The organism is Streptomyces sp. SAI-127 (assembly GCF_029894425.1).
Classification (GTDB): Bacteria; Actinomycetota; Actinomycetes; order Streptomycetales; family Streptomycetaceae; genus Streptomyces.
This window is the reverse complement of the sequence record NZ_JARXYJ010000001.1, coordinates 6,926,660-6,942,008: the sequence shown is the minus strand read 5'-3', so window position 1 is coordinate 6,942,008 and position 15,349 is coordinate 6,926,660. Positions and strand designations below refer to the sequence as shown.

Annotated in this window: 17 protein-coding genes; 4 read left to right on the top strand and 13 right to left on the bottom strand. The window is 69.7% G+C overall.

Features of this window, described 5'->3' with window-relative positions; genetic code table 11:
* The first annotated feature begins 8 nt into the window (after nucleotides 1-8).
* Nucleotides 9-380: a hypothetical protein gene (locus M2157_RS31965; RefSeq protein ID WP_280857532.1), complete on the top strand. Its 372-nt coding sequence runs from the start codon at nucleotides 9-11 to the stop codon at nucleotides 378-380.
* On the opposite strand, the gene M2157_RS31960 is transcribed toward M2157_RS31965, so the two are convergent.
* The 5 genes from M2157_RS31960 to M2157_RS31940 all read right to left on the bottom strand — a co-directional run bounded on the left by M2157_RS31960 (nucleotide 377) and on the right by M2157_RS31940 (nucleotide 5,563).
* Complete coding sequence (locus tag M2157_RS31960; RefSeq protein ID WP_280866908.1) at nucleotides 377-1,327, bottom strand: DUF916 domain-containing protein; 951 nt, start codon at nucleotides 1,325-1,327, stop codon at nucleotides 377-379. The two genes, M2157_RS31965 and M2157_RS31960, sit on opposite strands and share 4 nt — an antisense overlap.
* 49 nt (nucleotides 1,328-1,376) lie before the next feature.
* Nucleotides 1,377-2,693 (bottom strand): beta-xylosidase, encoded by a 1,317-nt coding sequence (locus tag M2157_RS31955; RefSeq protein ID WP_280857534.1) that lies wholly within the window; start codon nucleotides 2,691-2,693, stop codon nucleotides 1,377-1,379.
* A gap of 143 nt (nucleotides 2,694-2,836) precedes the next feature.
* Nucleotides 2,837-3,310 carry a hypothetical protein gene (locus M2157_RS31950; protein WP_280857535.1) on the bottom strand — a complete coding sequence of 158 codons (474 nt, stop codon included), beginning with the start codon at nucleotides 3,308-3,310 and terminating at the stop codon, nucleotides 2,837-2,839.
* Nucleotides 3,311-3,513: 203 nt separating this feature from the next.
* Nucleotides 3,514-3,867, bottom strand: coding sequence for a hypothetical protein (locus tag M2157_RS31945; RefSeq protein WP_057615813.1), 354 nt, complete (start codon nucleotides 3,865-3,867; stop codon nucleotides 3,514-3,516).
* A gap of 880 nt (nucleotides 3,868-4,747) precedes the next feature.
* Nucleotides 4,748-5,563, bottom strand: a complete 816-nt coding sequence (locus M2157_RS31940; protein ID WP_280868303.1) for a helix-turn-helix transcriptional regulator — start codon at nucleotides 5,561-5,563, stop codon at nucleotides 4,748-4,750.
* 146 nt (nucleotides 5,564-5,709) lie between these two features.
* Here M2157_RS31940 and M2157_RS31935 point away from each other — a divergent pair, with 146 nt between their 5' ends.
* Nucleotides 5,710-7,113 carry an MFS transporter gene (locus M2157_RS31935; RefSeq protein WP_280866907.1) on the top strand — a complete coding sequence of 468 codons (1,404 nt, stop codon included), beginning with the start codon at nucleotides 5,710-5,712 and terminating at the stop codon, nucleotides 7,111-7,113.
* Between the two features lie 34 nt (nucleotides 7,114-7,147).
* On the opposite strand, the gene M2157_RS31930 is transcribed toward M2157_RS31935, so the two are convergent.
* Nucleotides 7,148-7,354, bottom strand: a complete 207-nt coding sequence (locus tag M2157_RS31930; protein ID WP_280857538.1) for a DUF397 domain-containing protein — start codon at nucleotides 7,352-7,354, stop codon at nucleotides 7,148-7,150.
* A 110-nt stretch (nucleotides 7,355-7,464) separates the two neighbouring features.
* Nucleotides 7,465-8,376 (bottom strand): helix-turn-helix transcriptional regulator, encoded by a 912-nt coding sequence (locus M2157_RS31925; protein ID WP_280857539.1) that lies wholly within the window; start codon nucleotides 8,374-8,376, stop codon nucleotides 7,465-7,467.
* Nucleotides 8,377-8,809: 433 nt separating this feature from the next.
* Here M2157_RS31925 and M2157_RS31920 point away from each other — a divergent pair, with 433 nt between their 5' ends.
* Nucleotides 8,810-8,932 (top strand): hypothetical protein, encoded by a 123-nt coding sequence (locus tag M2157_RS31920; protein WP_280857540.1) that lies wholly within the window; start codon nucleotides 8,810-8,812, stop codon nucleotides 8,930-8,932.
* Nucleotides 8,933-9,117: 185 nt separating this feature from the next.
* On the opposite strand, the gene M2157_RS31915 is transcribed toward M2157_RS31920, so the two are convergent.
* From M2157_RS31915 to M2157_RS31900, 4 genes are read right to left on the bottom strand one after another with little or no spacing between them, the layout of a single operon-like run.
* Entirely contained in the window at nucleotides 9,118-9,477 is a 360-nt protein-coding gene (locus M2157_RS31915) for an MmcQ/YjbR family DNA-binding protein (protein ID WP_280866906.1), read from the bottom strand.
* On the bottom strand, nucleotides 9,474-10,790 hold the full coding sequence (locus M2157_RS31910; protein ID WP_280857542.1) for a hemolysin family protein: 1,317 nt from the start codon (nucleotides 10,788-10,790) through the stop codon (nucleotides 9,474-9,476). Before M2157_RS31910 ends, M2157_RS31915 begins: the two co-directional genes overlap by 4 nt.
* Nucleotides 10,787-11,284, bottom strand: coding sequence for an rRNA maturation RNase YbeY (ybeY, locus tag M2157_RS31905; RefSeq protein ID WP_007381932.1), 498 nt, complete (start codon nucleotides 11,282-11,284; stop codon nucleotides 10,787-10,789). Before ybeY ends, M2157_RS31910 begins: the two co-directional genes overlap by 4 nt.
* A 13-nt stretch (nucleotides 11,285-11,297) precedes the next feature.
* Nucleotides 11,298-12,356, bottom strand: coding sequence for a PhoH family protein (locus M2157_RS31900; RefSeq protein ID WP_280857543.1), 1,059 nt, complete (start codon nucleotides 12,354-12,356; stop codon nucleotides 11,298-11,300).
* 226 nt (nucleotides 12,357-12,582) lie between these two features.
* Between M2157_RS31900 and M2157_RS31895 the strand changes: the two genes are divergently transcribed.
* Nucleotides 12,583-13,299: an FAD binding domain-containing protein gene (locus M2157_RS31895; RefSeq protein ID WP_280857544.1), complete on the top strand. Its 717-nt coding sequence runs from the start codon at nucleotides 12,583-12,585 to the stop codon at nucleotides 13,297-13,299.
* Between the two features lie 134 nt (nucleotides 13,300-13,433).
* Here M2157_RS31895 and M2157_RS31890 read toward each other — a convergent pair whose 3' ends face one another.
* Nucleotides 13,434-14,282, bottom strand: coding sequence for a carbohydrate ABC transporter permease (locus M2157_RS31890; RefSeq protein WP_280857545.1), 849 nt, complete (start codon nucleotides 14,280-14,282; stop codon nucleotides 13,434-13,436).
* Nucleotides 14,279-15,250: a sugar ABC transporter permease gene (locus tag M2157_RS31885; RefSeq protein ID WP_280866905.1), complete on the bottom strand. Its 972-nt coding sequence runs from the start codon at nucleotides 15,248-15,250 to the stop codon at nucleotides 14,279-14,281. Before M2157_RS31885 ends, M2157_RS31890 begins: the two co-directional genes overlap by 4 nt.
* Between the last annotated feature and the right edge of the window lie 99 nt (nucleotides 15,251-15,349).

Genomic DNA, 15,349 nt, shown 5'->3' with positions numbered 1-15,349 from the left:
GAGGCGTCGTGGGCGAGTGGTACGTCCTCATCGAGGAGAACCAGGGTTGGAGCGACAGCAACTGGCTCCTGAAGAAGAAGGTCCATGTGGAGGGCGGCAGGGAGCAGGCTCTCGCACGCGCCGAGGAGTTGAGCCTCTCCTACCGGGATGGCCTCTACCGCCCCACGGAGTACGGCCACCTCGTGTTCCGGACCTCCGAGACGAGCTGGCTGCTGGAGCTCACCAGGGAGTCGTGGCACTCGGAGCGGGACGAGCCCTACACCCGCACCGAATACGCCCGCCTGACCGTCGCCGAGCTCGTCGCCTCGAAGGAACCTCCTCCCGCAGAGCGCCCCGCGTCGAAGAAGGGGATCCTGCGCCGCACGCTGGGCCGTGACTAGACGACCGGAGTCCGCGCCCGCCGCGCCCTGACGAACAGCACCGTCCCCACGGCACCCCCCGCCCCGAGCGCCACCGCGACCAGCCACGGCAACGCGAAGAAGGACGCGCTCGCCGACTCCCGTGTGTCCTTCGCGCTCGCCGTCAACTTCACGTCGCCCCAGTCGAGTTGCGGGGAGCCCTGCCACGGCTCACTCAGCCGGACGCGCTGCCCGGGCAGCAACTCCCCCGGGATTCTGGCGAGTTCGCGGGCGAGCAAGGTACGCCCGAACAACCCCGTGGCCCGCAGCTCCACCTTCGGGTTCAGAGTGACGTTGCCGGTGTTGCGCAGGGTGTACGAGATCGTCGCACCACTGTCCCCCAACCCCGGTACCAGCGGCTGGTGGTGGCTGACGCGGACGTCCTCGACGGCGATCGCCGGCACCGTCGGTCCGCCCACCCGCAGATAGATCCTCGCGGCGACGGCCCGCTGCACACCGAGCGCCACCGCGCCGTCGCCCTTGTCGATCCGCTCGTCCAGCGCCACCAGCGCGCCGGGATGGTCGCCCGGTTCGGCGCCCTCGGGCACCGACAGCATGAAGGGCACGGTGACCTTGCCGTGCGCGGGGACGGTCACCCGGGACTTCGCGGGCTTCGCCCAGACCCCCACCCCGCGTTGCTTCTCGGCGACCGTACGCACGGCGAAGCCGCCGTCGCGGGCGGTGTTGTAGGCGTCGGCGGCGTAGAGCCGGAAGGTCAGCGGCCGACCGGTCTTGTTGGTGACGACCACCTTGTCGTCGATGCTCTGTCCGGGGTCGGCGGAGAGGTAGAAGTAGGGCCGCGCCGCGATCTGGGAGGCGGCCGGGTACACGGACCAGCTGCCGTTGTCGGCTGCGTGCGCGGGTGCGGCGGCGGTGACCAGGAACAGGCTCGGGAAGAGGCTCAGGAAGAGGACGTACAGCTTGCGCATGGGTGCGGACCCCCAAGAGGCGGACGGGCGGGTGCGGGCGCCCGTACGGTCAGCTGAGCGTGAGGGTGAGAACGCCGGAGTACGTGCCGGGAGGCGTGAACGCCGGTACGTTCAGGGAGAGTCCGGCGTCCACGGTGAACTCACCGCCGGTGAGCGTGCCGTTGGGCGTGGACGCGAGAGTCGCACCCGAGGATCCGACCGCGCCGGCGGAACCGGCCTGGCAGGTGCTCGGGCTGCCCGCCTTGGTGGCGCAGGCGGGGCTCCAGCTCAGCGCACCGGCGTCGATCTTGGCGCCGGGTCCGGTGAAGTCGGTGACCTTGCCGGTGAGGGACCAGCCGGCGGGTCCGCCGCGGAAGTCCTGGACGGTCACCTTGTTCAGGTCACCGGTCGAGGCCCCGCCCTTGCCGTAGTCCACCGCCGAGAGGCTGACGGCGTCCCCGGCCTGGGACATGGAGAGCGTGCCCGCCTTCACCGTGGTGGTGACCTTCTGGCTGCCGTCCGGAACGGGAGTGTCGTCGATGACGACGTACGCCTTCGGCCCCGCTCCCTTGGCGTCGCTGAACACGCTGCCCTCGTACGCCACGACACCGGTCGTCGTCTTGTCGTTGACGACGAGCGAGCCGCTGAACGCGCCCGAGGAGTCGGCGGTCGCGGTGGCGGTGTCCGCGGTCTGGGCAGCGCCGGACCGCCCGGCCAGGGTGACCGTCGCGCCCGGGGTGAACTTGCTGCCGGTGACGGTGACGCTGTCGCCGGGCTTCCCGGAGGCCGAACCCAGCGCGATGTCCCGCTCGTTGACGGGGTTGGCGTCCGTCGCGGTGACCGTCTCGGAGACCGGGGCGGGCGGGGTGATCACCGTGCAGGGCGTGTCCAGTTCGAGGATGTAGCTGGTGTGGATGTTGTAGTCGCCGGGCGAGAGCGTGATCGCGCCGGGGGAGGTGACCTTGAAGGTGCCGGTCATCGAGAACGACGGGAAGGCGCCGTTGCCCGGCACCGGGTCGTTCTTCTTCGGTCCGGCGACCGTCACGGCACCGGTCTGGGCGCCGCCGAGGGTGACCTTGCCGGTCGGCGTCATGATGTCGGCGGGCAGTGCGATGGCCGTGGGATTGCTGGCGGCCGGCTTGACCACCGTGTACGTCACGGTGACGGTGTCGCCCACCTTGGGGCTGGTGTTGTCCACGGCGATGGCGGCCGTCGTGGTGCCGTCGATGGGCGGGATGCCCGCGACCGCGGGCGGGATGCAGTGCGTGGCGAAGTCCACGTTCGTGGCGGCACCGGCCGGACAGGCCAGTGCACCGCCCGCGGTGACCGCGAGCGCGGTCGCCCCGACAAAGGACGCCAGACGGCGTCTTCGAGTCGTCGAACCCATGGATGTGCCCCCTCCGGAAGCTCCTGAAGTCCTGTGCCGACAGGGGGCATTGATGTGTGGATCGCGTGAGAAGTCAATGGAGTTGCCGCAGAAACCTGACGAGCTGTCAGTTTCTGCGGCAACCACGGGACGTGCCGGGAGGATCAGTCGAACACGAAGGGTCCGGGCGACTGCGGACCGGTCGCCGTGCAGGTGACGGTGATCCCGAAGACGACGATCTGGAGCGAGCCGCCGTACGACTCCAGGCTGTCGCCGGACGCCACGGTGCCGTTGAGCGGGCCGACGGTGACGGGGTCGCCGGCCGCGATGGCGGGGTTCTCCGTGCCGGTGAAGGTGGTGGTGCCGCCGTTCGCGTTCACGAAGGTGAGGGTCGAGGCGATCGAGTCCTCGTCGAGGGCGAGCGGTGCGTTGATCGCCGAGGTGACGGTGACGGTGGCGGCGGTGCCGTCCTGGGTGGCGGTGAGGGTGGCCTCGCCGCTGCCGTAGAGGCCACAGTCCGCGTCGATGGTCGCGGTGTCCGGGGTGACGGCCAGGGCGGCGGGTGCGAACGCGAGCCCGAGGGCCGCGAGCGTGCCGACGGCCAGTGCCGCACCAGTGCCTGTGCGCTTGCCTTTCATGGAATCCGGTTCCCTTCCCGTGGTGGGGACTGCCATGTGGGGATGGACGGGGGGTGCGTCCCGACGGACGGCCGGGCTTCACGGGCGTGGTGCGGGACGCCGCGCGAGCTGAATCTGACGGTCCGTCGGAATTTCCGGTTCCATTGATGCGCGTGGGACGGGGGACGGCAAGCCGGAATTCCGGCCAAGTGTTACCGGGGGTATCAGCCTGCGGTCACGGTGCTCCGTACGGTGCCGTCGGCCCCTGCCACCAGCACCGGGGTCTGCGGCCCGCCCAGATCCCGTACGGCGGCCCGGTCCTCGTCGGAGGCCGATTCGGCGTCCGTCACCACGGCCGCCGCCTCCAGGGACTTCGCCCCCGACGCCACGGCCATCGCCACCGCCGTCTGCAAAGCACTCAACCGCAACGAGGGAAGAGCCACCGTCCCGGCGACATACGTCCGCCCGGTGTCGTCCCGTACGGCCGCCCCCTCGGGCACCCCGTTACGAGCCCGAGCCGAACGAGCCAGGGTGACGATCTTGCGGTCCTCGGGGTCAAGCGCACTGTTGTCGGTCATGACAGGAGCATACGAAGCGCTCCCACCCGGTCGAGGCCACGGGGTACGCCCACCATCCCCGGGCCACCACCTGCCACGGGCCGTCACCCACGGCCGGGGACGACACCACCCGCCACGGGGTACATCGCCCGCCACGGGGCCCACCGGCCGCCGGAGCACTCCCCGTCTCCAGTCCGTCGCCCATGCGAACCGGCCGCCCCTGGAGACGCCACCGGCCCGAAAGCGCCGCCGTCACCGGACACGTCACTTCGCCACAGGGAACAACGTCCGCACGGAGACCCATCGGCCACCAGAAGCACTCCCCATCACCGGCTCGTCACTCACCACGAGTCACACCGCTCGCCACGAGAAACGCCCCCGCCCAGAGCACCGACCCGCCCACGCAGACGCCACCGCCCCCGGACACGCCACCTCGCCAGGGAGTACATCCCCCGCCACGGAGGCCCACCAGCCGCCACGAGCACTTCCCAACCACCGCTCCGCCACCCACCGCGAAACACACCGCCACCACGGAGACGTCACCCCACCCACAGCACCGACCCGCCCGCCGTCGGCCACGCCACCCCGCCACGGATTACATCCCCCGCCACGGAGGCCCACCAGCCGCCACGAGCACTCCCAACCACCGGTCCGCCACCCACCGCGAAACACACCGCCACCACGGAGACGTCACCCCACCCACAGCACCGACCCGCCCGCCGTCGGCCACGTCACCCCGCCAGGGAGTGCATCCCCGCCACGGAGGCCCACCAGCCGCCAGGAGCACTCCCAACCACCGGTCCGCCACCCACCGCGAAACACACCGCCACCCAGAGCACCGACCCACCACGCACCCGCCACCCGCCACCCGCCACACAGCAGCCCAACGCCACCGGACACCTCACCCCGCCACGGGATACATCGCCCCCCGTCGCCCCTCCGGTGAGGCCAGCCACTCCAGTTTGGCCGCGGTGTGGGCCTCGTCCAGGGGGGTGTGCAGCACGACCGTGAGGTCGGGTCGGGCCGGCACCCGCATCGCCGTGGACTCCACGCACAGCAGCCCGACCAGCGGATGGTCGAGCTCCTTGCGGATCACTCCGGCATCCTCGATGTCCCGCCGCTCCCACAGCTCGGTGAACTCGGCGCTCGCCGACCGCACCCGGGCCAGCACGTCCTGAAACCCGTCGTCGTCCGGCCGCGCCGAGGCGGCCGCCCGGAACTGGGCGACGACCGTGCGCGCGTTCTGTTCCCAGCTGTGCGATCGCGACCGGTACAGCGGGTCGGTGAAGAAGTCGACGAGACAGTTCTGGGTGTTCTCCGGCCGCATACCGAGCACCCAGCCCGCGGCCTCGTTGTACAGCACGCAGTTGTAGTACGCGTCCATGATGTGCGCCGGATACGGCATCCACGCGTCGATCAGCCGCCGCAACCCCTCACAGCCGTGGTCCGCGGCCGGTTCGGGCGCGGGCGGGTTCAGCCCGGCGAGGACGTACAGATGCCGCCGCTCGGCGTTGCTCAGCCGCAGCACCCGGCCGACGGAGTCGAGGACCTGCGGGGAGACGGAGATGTCCCGCCCCTGCTCCAGCCACTGGTACCAGGAGGCACCCACCCCGGCGAGCACCGCGACCTCCTCACGCCGCAGCCCGGGCGTGCGCCGCCGCGCCCCGCCGTCCGGCAACCCGGCGTCGGTGGGCGAGACCCGGGCCCGCCGGCTCATCAGGAACTCGCGCAGCTCACGATGCCGCTCACTCTTGGGTACGACCTCGGGCACGAACGCATCCCCCTCGTTGTTGCCTGGTGGTGCCACCACCAGCACAACTTGCCGCTCCCCACGGCTATTCCGACGCGCGCAGGCTCTTGCCCATGGCGATCGACACCACAAAGCCCGTCCCCGATTCGCTCGACACCCCCCGGCTGTCGACGCGCGACAAGCTCGTCCTGTTCGTCCTGTGCGCCGCCCAGTTCATGGTCGCGCTGGACTTCTCCGTCCTGAACGTCGCCCTGCCCGTCCTCGGCGCGGACCTCGGCATGAGCACCTCCGCCCTGCAGTGGGCGGTCACGGCGTTCGCGCTGCCGTCCGGCGGCTTCCTGCTCCTGTTCGGCCGGATCGGCGACCTGTACGGCCGGAGAAAACTCTTCCTCGTGGGCCTCGCCCTGTTCGGCGCCGCCTCCCTGCTGGCGACCTTCGCCTGGGACCCGGCGTCCTTCCTCGCCGGACGAGCCCTGCAGGGCCTCGGCGCGGCGGCGATCGTGCCGACCGGCATGTCCCTGCTGACCACGACCTTCCCCGAGGGCCCCGCCCGCGACCGCGCCCTGGGCATCTCCGGCACCCTGCTCTCGCTCGGCTTCACCGTCGGGATGGTGGCCGGCGGCACCCTCACCGACGCCTTCGGCTGGCGCTCCACGATGGGCCTGCTCTCCCTGTTCGCCCTGATCGTGCTCCCGCTGGCCCCCGGCCTGCTCCCCGAGTCCCGCACCCCTGACCGCCCCCGCCTCGACGTACCGGGCGCGATCACGGTCACCGGTGGCCTGCTCTCCCTGATCTACGCCCTCTCGACGGCCGCCGACCACGGCTTCGCCCGCACCGACGTCCTCACCACCCTGGTCGCGGGCGTCCTGCTCCTGGCCGCCTTCGTGACGATCGAGTCCCGTACCGAAGCACCCCTGGTGTCCCTCCCCATGCTGCGCCGCCGCACGGTGGCGTGGGGCAACATCGGCGGCCTGGTCACCTTCTCGATGATGTCGACCGTGGTCTTCGTGCTGACCCTCTACCTCCAGGAGGTCCTGCACCTGTCGGCCTTCGAGACCGGCCTGGTCTTCGGCGTCCAGGGCGTCCTGTCGGCGGTCGCCGGCACCTACGCCCCCAGGGTCATCGGCCGCTTCGGCCCGCGCCGCACACTGGTCGGCTCGCTCGCCGGCCAGGGCGCCCTGATCGCCGCCCTCCTGGGTCTGGGCACCGGGAGCTGGTCCGTCTGGCTCGCCACCGCCGCCGTCTCCCTGGCCAGCATGTGCCACCTCGGCGCGATCATCTCGTACGGCATCACCGTGACCTCCGGTGTCCCCGACGAGGAGCAGGGCCTGGCCACCGGACTGGTCACCTCCACCCAGCAGGTCGGCATCACCGTGGGCATCCCGCTGCTGGGCGTCCTCGCCACCACCTCGGACGACCTGCTCTCCGGCGTCCACACGGTCCTCGCCCTGGACACGGTGATCGTCCTGGCAGCCGCGGTGCTGATCGGCCTGGGCCTGCGCACCAGCCGTACTTGAGAGCCGGTGACAGCGACAGGCCCGCCTCCTGGACTCAGGGGCGGGCCTCGGGCTCGTCCCGCGGGGACGTCAGCGTGTTCAGGAAGTGCTGCCAGGCGGCGGGAGTGAAGGCGAGGACGGGGCCCGGGCGGGCGTTGGAGTCGCGGACCAGCACCGACTCACCCGTCCAGGCGACCTCGACGCAATCCTGGTTGGGCTGCCCACTCGCCCTGCTCTTGCGCCACGACCATGAGCCACCCACGCTGTCCCTCCAACCTGGGTGTGGACACGCAGCACCTCTTCCAGAATAGCGGTGGCTCATACGAATACGGATGAGAAGTTTCCCGCCAACATCCGTGCCGACAAGTGGAGTTACTGGTTCTGTGCGCTGTCCGCCTGGCCGAGCAGCGCCGCCAGGTCGTCGCTGCCCTCCTCCAGCCGTCCCGCCATCCGGCGCAGCAGATCGGGCACGCCTTCTTTGATGCACAGATCCTCCAAGTCCCAGAACCGCTCCAGATAGCGGCCGGTCTCCTCGGGATCACTGCTGGTATAGGAGTCGCCTCGGGGGTTCTCCACATACATCGAGTCCGGCATCTCGTCGGTCTCGAACTCGAAGTGGGTGAAGGGTCCTTGCATACCGGCATGCGCTCCGGCGCTGAACGGCAGGATCAGGACGCTGATCCGCGGCCGGACGGCAAGCTCCGCCAAACGCTCCAACTGGGCGCGCATCACTCCACGGCCGCCCACCTGCCGACGGACCACCGACTCGTCGAGGATGAAGAACAACTGCGAGCCCTCGTCGGACATCAGGAGTTCCTGGCGCAGGAGCCGTGCCTCGATGTACCGGTCGAGAGTCTCTTCCGCCACGCTGGTGCTGTAGGAGCGCATGATGGCGCGCCCGTACTCCTCCGTCTGCAGCAGGCCGGGCAGTTGAAGGGAGTTGAACTGTCGGATGATCGACGCCGACGACTCGAACGCCAGGTACTGCAGGAACTCCTTGCCGAAGAGATCCCGGTACTCCGAGAACGGCATCTTCCGACTGTTCCTGGCGAGATCGAGGAGTGGCTCGACCCTGCGGGACTCGGTGATGCCGTAGGCGGCGAGCAGCGGCCGGAGGTCGTTGACCGAGATTCCGACCTCGCCCGCCTCGATCCGGATCAGCTTGGACGAGCTCCACTCCATCTTCGCCGCAACCTGGCGCTGCGTCAGGCCGGCCTTGGTCCGCGCCTTGCGGAGTTCCGTACGAAGTCGCAGCCGCTGGAGTGCCGCACTGGGCGCACTCATGATCACCCTACCCCCAAATGGACCATTCGAGTTGCAACATAGCAGATTAGATGGTTACTCATCGACACTTCTCCAACCGAGGACTCACTCAATGCGCCATATTGATCATCCCAGGTGAAGGGCGAATCCGCAGCGCGCAAACTCCCGGGATGCTATATAGCTGTTAGCGGACTCCCGGACAGGACGCGCCGTGTTGCGGTCAAGCAGATAGGGACTGTTCACCCGACTCTACGCGGGCTACGCTGGCTTCTAGGCGCGCTGTCGGCCTGCAGAACCGTCAACTCTCGTCTCTTTCGGGGAGGTTAGCCACGCGGAGCCCATGTTGACGCCGGCCCGGCCTCGACCCGATGCCTTCCCTCCGTGACACCAACGTCTGTGGATTGCCGCGGTATCCACAACAGGTGTGGAACCACCGGGAAGGAGGAACGGCCCCATGGCCACAGAGCCGGACGGGCGCCGCAGCACATGGCACGAACGGGTGGCGACAGCCATCCCGTGGATCACCCTCATCGTCCTGATCCAAGAGATCGTCGAAGAGGTATTCCGCCACGTGTGACAGAACGTGACCCCGACTGAAAAGAGCCGGGGTCACGTAAAGCGGTCGCCGCAGGAAGCAGGTTCCACTCCGAGTGCGCTTGGTCGGCCTACACGGAGTGGGGCCTGTCGAGGACCGCTGAACTATTCATTCTGCCGCGCCTTCCGGGCCTTGGCGAGCGCTGCAAGCCGCCATCCTGAGACCGTTCACGCCCGGTCGAGCCTCAGCCGCTCCGCCCGCGGAAGTCCCGCCACCACCAGGTCGTACGAGTCCTCGACGAGCTCCCGGACCAGACGGTCCGGGAGTTCGCCGTCGACGGTGACGGTGTTCCAGTGGCGCTTGTTCATGTGGTACCCGGGGGCGATCAGCCCGGGATGGTCGGTACGCAGCCGGATCGCGTCCTCCGGGTCGCACTTGAGGTTGACCTTCAGGGGCCGCGCGTCCAGGTTCGTCAGGGCGAAGAGCTTGCCCAGCACCTTGAAGACCGAGGTCTCGGGGTTGAACGGGAAGTCCTCCACCACCTCGTTGAAGGAGAGGCAGAGGGCGCGCAGTTCCTGAGGGGTCACTCGGACTCCTTCTCCTCTTCGGCCGCTCCGGCCGCTCCGGCCGCGCCCACCGGCTCCACCAGAACCGTCACGATCTTGTTCCGACGTCCGGCCGCGGCCTCCGCGGTCAGGCGGAGTTCCCGGCCGTCCGGAAGTTCGACGAGGGCGGAGGCCCCGGCGATGGGCACACGGCCCAGCGCCTTCGCCAGGAGCCCCCCGACGGTCTCCACGTCCTCGTCGTCGTACTCGTCGAGCCCGTACAGCTCGCCCAGGTCGGTGATGTCGAGGCGGGCGGTGACCCGGTGGCGGTCGTCGCCGAGATCCTCCACCGGCGGCAGCTCGCGGTCGTACTCGTCGGTGATCTCGCCGACGATCTCCTCGAGGATGTCCTCGATGGTGACGATGCCGGCCGTGCCGCCGTACTCGTCGATGACGACGGCGACGTGGTTGCGGTCCTGCTGCATCTCGCGCAGCAGGTCGCCGGCGTTCTTGGTGTCGGGCACGAAGGCCGCGGGCCGCATGGCGGTGGACACCAGCTCGGACTCGGCGTCCCGGCTGATGTGTGTCTTGCGGACCAGGTCCTTCAGATACACGATCCCGACGATGTCGTCCTCGCTCTCCCCGGACACGGGGATACGCGAGAAGCCCGAGCGCAGAGCGAGGGTCAGCGCCTGGCGGATGGTCTTGTAGCGCTCGATGACGACGAGATCGGTCCGCGGGACCATGACCTCCCGCACCAGCGTGTCGCCCAGCTCGAAGACCGAGTGCACCATCCGGCGCTCCTCGTCCTCGATCAGCGACTCCTTCTCGGCGAGGTCGACCAGCGCGCGCAGCTCCGCCTCGGAGGCGAACGGGCCGCGGCGGAAGCCCTTGCCGGGGGTGAGCGCGTTGCCGATGAGAATCAGCAACGACGGGATCGGCCCCATGATCCGGGCCAGCGGGAGCAGGATGTACGCCGCCGCGGTCGCCGTGTTGAGCGGGTGCTGACGCCCGATGGTGCGCGGGGAGACGCCGACGGCGACGTACGACACGAGCACCATGACCCCGATCGCGACCAGCAGGGCGCGGGTGGTGCCCGGGAACTCCTGGAGACAGGCGTAGGTGACCAGAGCGGCCGCCGCCATCTCGCACGCGACGCGCACCAGCAGCGCCACGTTGAGATAGCGGGTCGGGTCGGCGGCGATCTGGGCGAGCTTGGCGCTGCCGCGGCGGCCGTTGCGTACGGCTTCCTCGGCGCGGAAGCTGGAGACGCGCGCGAGGCCCGCCTCCGCGCAGGCGGCGAGCCAGGCGACGACGACCAGGGCGATCGCGCCGGAGACGAGGGGCAGGCTCATGAGACGGTCGGCGCGGGGGACGGGCCGGTGAGCCCCTTCTCCTGCCGCCACCCGTCCACGATGGCCGCCTGCAGGCCGAACATCTCGGCCTTCTCGTCCGGCTCCTCGTGGTCGTACCCGAGGAGGTGCAGCACGCCGTGGACGGTGAGGAGTTGGAGCTCCTCGTCCATGGAGTGCTGCGTCTCGGCCTCCTCGCCCTGCCGCTTGGCGACCTCGGGACACAGCACGATGTCGCCGAGGAGGCCCTGCGGGGGTTCGTCGTCGTCCTTGCTCGGCGGCCTGAGCTCGTCCATCGGGAAGGACATGACGTCGGTGGGCCCCGGCAGGTCCATCCACTGGATGTGCAGCTGCTCCATGGCGTCGGTGTCCACGACGATCACCGAGAGCTCGGAGAGCGGGTGGATGCGCATCCGTGCGAGCGCGTAGCGGGCGATGTCGAGGATCGCCTGCTCGTCGACCTCGGTTCCGGACTCGTTGTTGACGTCGATCGACATGGTGCTGGCTTGTCTACTTCCGCTTGTTCCGGCCGCCCTTGTGGGTGCCGTTCTCCGTACCGTTCTCGTTGTCGTACTTCTCGTACGCGTCGACGATACGGCCGACCAGCTTGTGCCGTACGACGTCCTGGGACGACAGGCGGGAGAAGTGCACGTCGTCGAGTCCCTCCAGGATGTCCTGGACCTGGCGCAGACCCGACTTGGTGCCGTTGGGCAGGTCGACCTGCGTCACGTCACCCGTGATCACGATCTTCGAGTCGAAGCCGAGGCGGGTGAGGAACATCTTCATCTGCTCGGGGCTCGTGTTCTGGGCCTCGTCCAGGATGATGAAGGCGTCATTCAAAGTGCGACCCCTCATGTACGCCAGCGGCGCCACCTCGATCGTCCCCGAAGCCATCAGCTTCGGGATCGAGTCCGGGTCCAGCATGTCGTGCAGGGCGTCGTACAGCGGGCGCAGGTACGGGTCGATCTTCTCGTAGAGGGTGCCGGGCAGGAAGCCCAGCCGCTCTCCCGCCTCGACCGCGGGGCGGGTCAGGATGATGCGGTTGACCTGCTTGGACTGCAGGGCCTGCACCGCCTTGGCCATGGCGAGGTAGGTCTTGCCGGTACCGGCGGGGCCGATGCCGAAGACGATCGTGTGCTTGTCGATCGCGTCGACGTACCGCTTCTGGTTGAGGGTCTTGGGGCGGATGGTGCGGCCGCGCGAGGACAGGATGTTCTGTGTGAGCACTTCGGCCGGGGTCTCCTGGCCGTCGCTCGTCCCGTTCTCGCTCGCTCGCAGCATGGCGATCGAGCGTTCCACTGCGTCCTCCGTCATCGGCTGTCCGGTGCGGAGCACCAGCATCATCTCGTCGAACAGGCGCTGGACGAGGGCGACGTCCGCCGCCTCGCCTGTCGCGCTGATCTCGTTGCCCCGGACATGGATGTCGGCCGCCGGGAAGGCCTTCTCGATCACGCGCAGGAGGGAGTCGCCGGATCCCAGGACCGTGACCATGGGGTGCTGGGCGGGGACCGTGAACTGTGCTCTCGCCTGCCCCTGCGCGGGGCTGTGACCTGTGGGTGTCTGAGTCATGGGCCGGCGCTCAACGCCTGCGGTTCCTCCTCGTCACGGCCGCGCAGTGGAAGGCGGCCTCGCGGTTCAAGGGTACGACGGTGCACTGACAACGCCGTAGGGCTTTTCGACGGTCAGGGCGCCCTGAATGCAGCGGTGAGCCCTGCATGCTCCCCCGCGCCCCCGGAAAGAATGCGCTCACTGCCATGTGCGTTCGAAGTCCGCGACTGTTCGAAGAAGGAAGACCGTGCTGCTGCGTCTGCCCACGGCCCTGCCCGAGGCACAGGAGTGTCTGACCGACGGGGCGATACCCGTCGGCGGTGCCACGCTGGTGTGGGCCGCGTGGCAACGCGACGGCTTCCCCGAGCAGGCCGTGTCGCTGCGCGAGGTGCCGGAGGCGAACGTCCTGGGGGCCGGGGAGCTGGGGGCGGCGGTTCTGCTGCACCGGATCGACGAGCGGGTGCCGGAGGTGCTGCACCGGGCCGCGTCGGGCATCGGCACCGGGGCCGTGCGCCGGGCCGCCACGGTCGGCGGGAACATCGTCGGCAGCACCCTGCGCTGTCTGCTGCCCGCGGCGCTCGTCCTGGACGCCCGCGCGCGGGTGCTGGCGGCGGAGGGGCCGTTCGAGGTGGACCTCGCCGAGCTGCTCGCCAAGAAGCCGCTGCTGCTGAGCCTGCACTGGCGCGATCCGCTCGTCAGCGGCTACCACAAGGTGGCCGAGGCGCCGGGTGGTCCGCCGCCCCTGGTCGTCGCCACGGCCGTCCACGCGGACGACCGCCCGGTCCTGCGCGTCGCCGTCCGCGACGGCTACGAGTTCCTGAGCGAGAGCGTGCCCTGCGACGCGGGCGCGGACAGCGTGCTCGACGTGTTGAGCGGTACGACGATCGGGGCGCTGCCCGCCGCGGCCCGCGAGGTGGTCCGGGAGCAGGTGGTGTCGGTACTGGAGCGGACGGCCGGGAACTGACGGGTCAACCTGCGCCGGCTGCCGCGGAGGCGGACAGCCCGGCGGCGACAGGGCCCGAACCCCGGCCTCCCGCAGCACCGACGGGCCGACCTCCTCGACGAGCCGCAGGGCGTCCGGTGTGTGGCAGGCACTCGTCAGCCCTTGACGGCCCCCGCGGTCAGCCCCGAGACGACGGCGCGGCGGAAGACGAGGACGATCAGGGCGATGGGGAGGATGGCCACGGTGGCGGCCGCGAAGATCGTCCCGTACGGCGTGACGTACTGGCCGCCGAACAGGGCCATGCCGACCGGGATGGTGCGGTGCTGGTTGTCGCTGTCCAGGGTGAGGGCGAGCAGGAACTCGGTCCAGCAGGCCACGAAGGTGAAGACGCCGGCGGTGAACAGGCCCGGCTTGGCCTGGGGCAGGATCACGCTGACGACCGTCCGCATCGGTGAGGCGCCGTCCATCCAGGCGACCTCCTCCATCTCCTTGGGGATCGCCAGGAAGTAGTTGCGCAGGATCCAGATGGCGAAGGGGAGGTTCAGGGCGGTGTAGGCGAGGATGAGGCCCTGGTAGCTGTTGAGCCATCCGATGTCGCGCATGAGCAGGTACAGGGGCGCGGCCAGGGCCACGGTGGGAAACAGGGAGATCATCAACAGCGACGTCATGACCGCCGACTTGCCGCGCAGGGGCAGGCGGGCGAGCGCGTACCCGGCGAAGACACCCAGCGCCAGCACCAGCAGCGTCGAGATGATGGTGACGACGGCCGAGTTGAGGACGTACGTGCCGAACTGGTAGGTGCCGAAGGCGGTCCGGTAGTTGCTGAGCGTGGGGTGCGCCGGGAAGGCGCTCGGTGTCGCGGCGCCGACGTCCCTCAGGCTCTTGAAGGACGTGGCGACCAGCCAGTACAGCGGCGCGCACACGAACAGGGCGACGAGGAGCGCGGCCAGTTGGGTGCCGCCCCGCAGGCGGGGTCGGACGGTGGCGGTGACGGTGGCGGTCATGCGGTCTCCTCCTGGCCGACCTGGGAACGGAACACTTTCAGGAACAGCAGGCAGCCGATGAGAACCAGGACCGCGGTGCTGGTGGCGATGGCCGCGCCGGGCCCGAACTTCAGGTCCTGGAACATCACGCGCCACCCGAGCACGGCCAGCGACTCGGTGGAGGTGCCGGGCCCGCCGCCGGTGAGAACGAACGGAAGGTCGAAGAGCCCGAAGGCCTGCAGGACGCGGAACATGACGGCGATGGCCAGCGTGGGGCGCAGCAGCGGAAGGCGCACCCGCCAGAAGATGGTCCAGCCGTTCGCGCCGTCGATGCGCGCCGCCTCGATCACATCGCTGGGCAGCATCACCAGTCCGGCCAGGACGATGATGGCCACGAAGGGTGTGGTCTTCCAGATGTCGGCCACCGCCATGGCGAGCGTGGCCGAAACGGGTGTGCCGAGTACGGTCACGTCGTGGCCGGCGAGCGGGGCCAACAGGGCGTTCAGGACGCCGTAGACGCCGTTGTAGACGTAGGCCCACAGCTGTGCGGAGACCACCGTGATCATCGCCCACGGCAGCAGCAGGAGAGCCATCATCCAGCCCCGGCCGCTCTTCAGCCGCTCCAGGACCAGGGCGATGAGCGTACCCAGGACCACCTCGGCGATCACCGTGCCCACGGTGTAGACGAGGGTGAAGGCCAGGGCATGGCGCCACCGGTCGGCGCCCGCGATGACGGCGAAGTTGTGGCCGGTGATCCCGGACAGCTGGAAGCCGTTGCCCGTGACGTCGACGTTGCTGAAGCTCATCACGACGGAGAAGACGATGGGGAAGAGGGTCACGGCGGCGACCACGAGCAGGGCGGGAGAGGCGAACAGCCAGCCCAGGCGGGCGGTACGGCGTTCCAGTGGCGACCTTGGGGACCCGGCGCGAGGCCGGTGCCGACGGCTCCCGTGCTCGGTGGGCTGCGCCGACGTGACGGGAGCGCGCACGTCAACCTGATGAGTAGTCACGGGCTTGTCTCCGATGCACGGTTGGCGAGGTCGGTGGGAGGCCGCCGCGGGCCCGGGCACGGGGGGCGGACCGGGCCC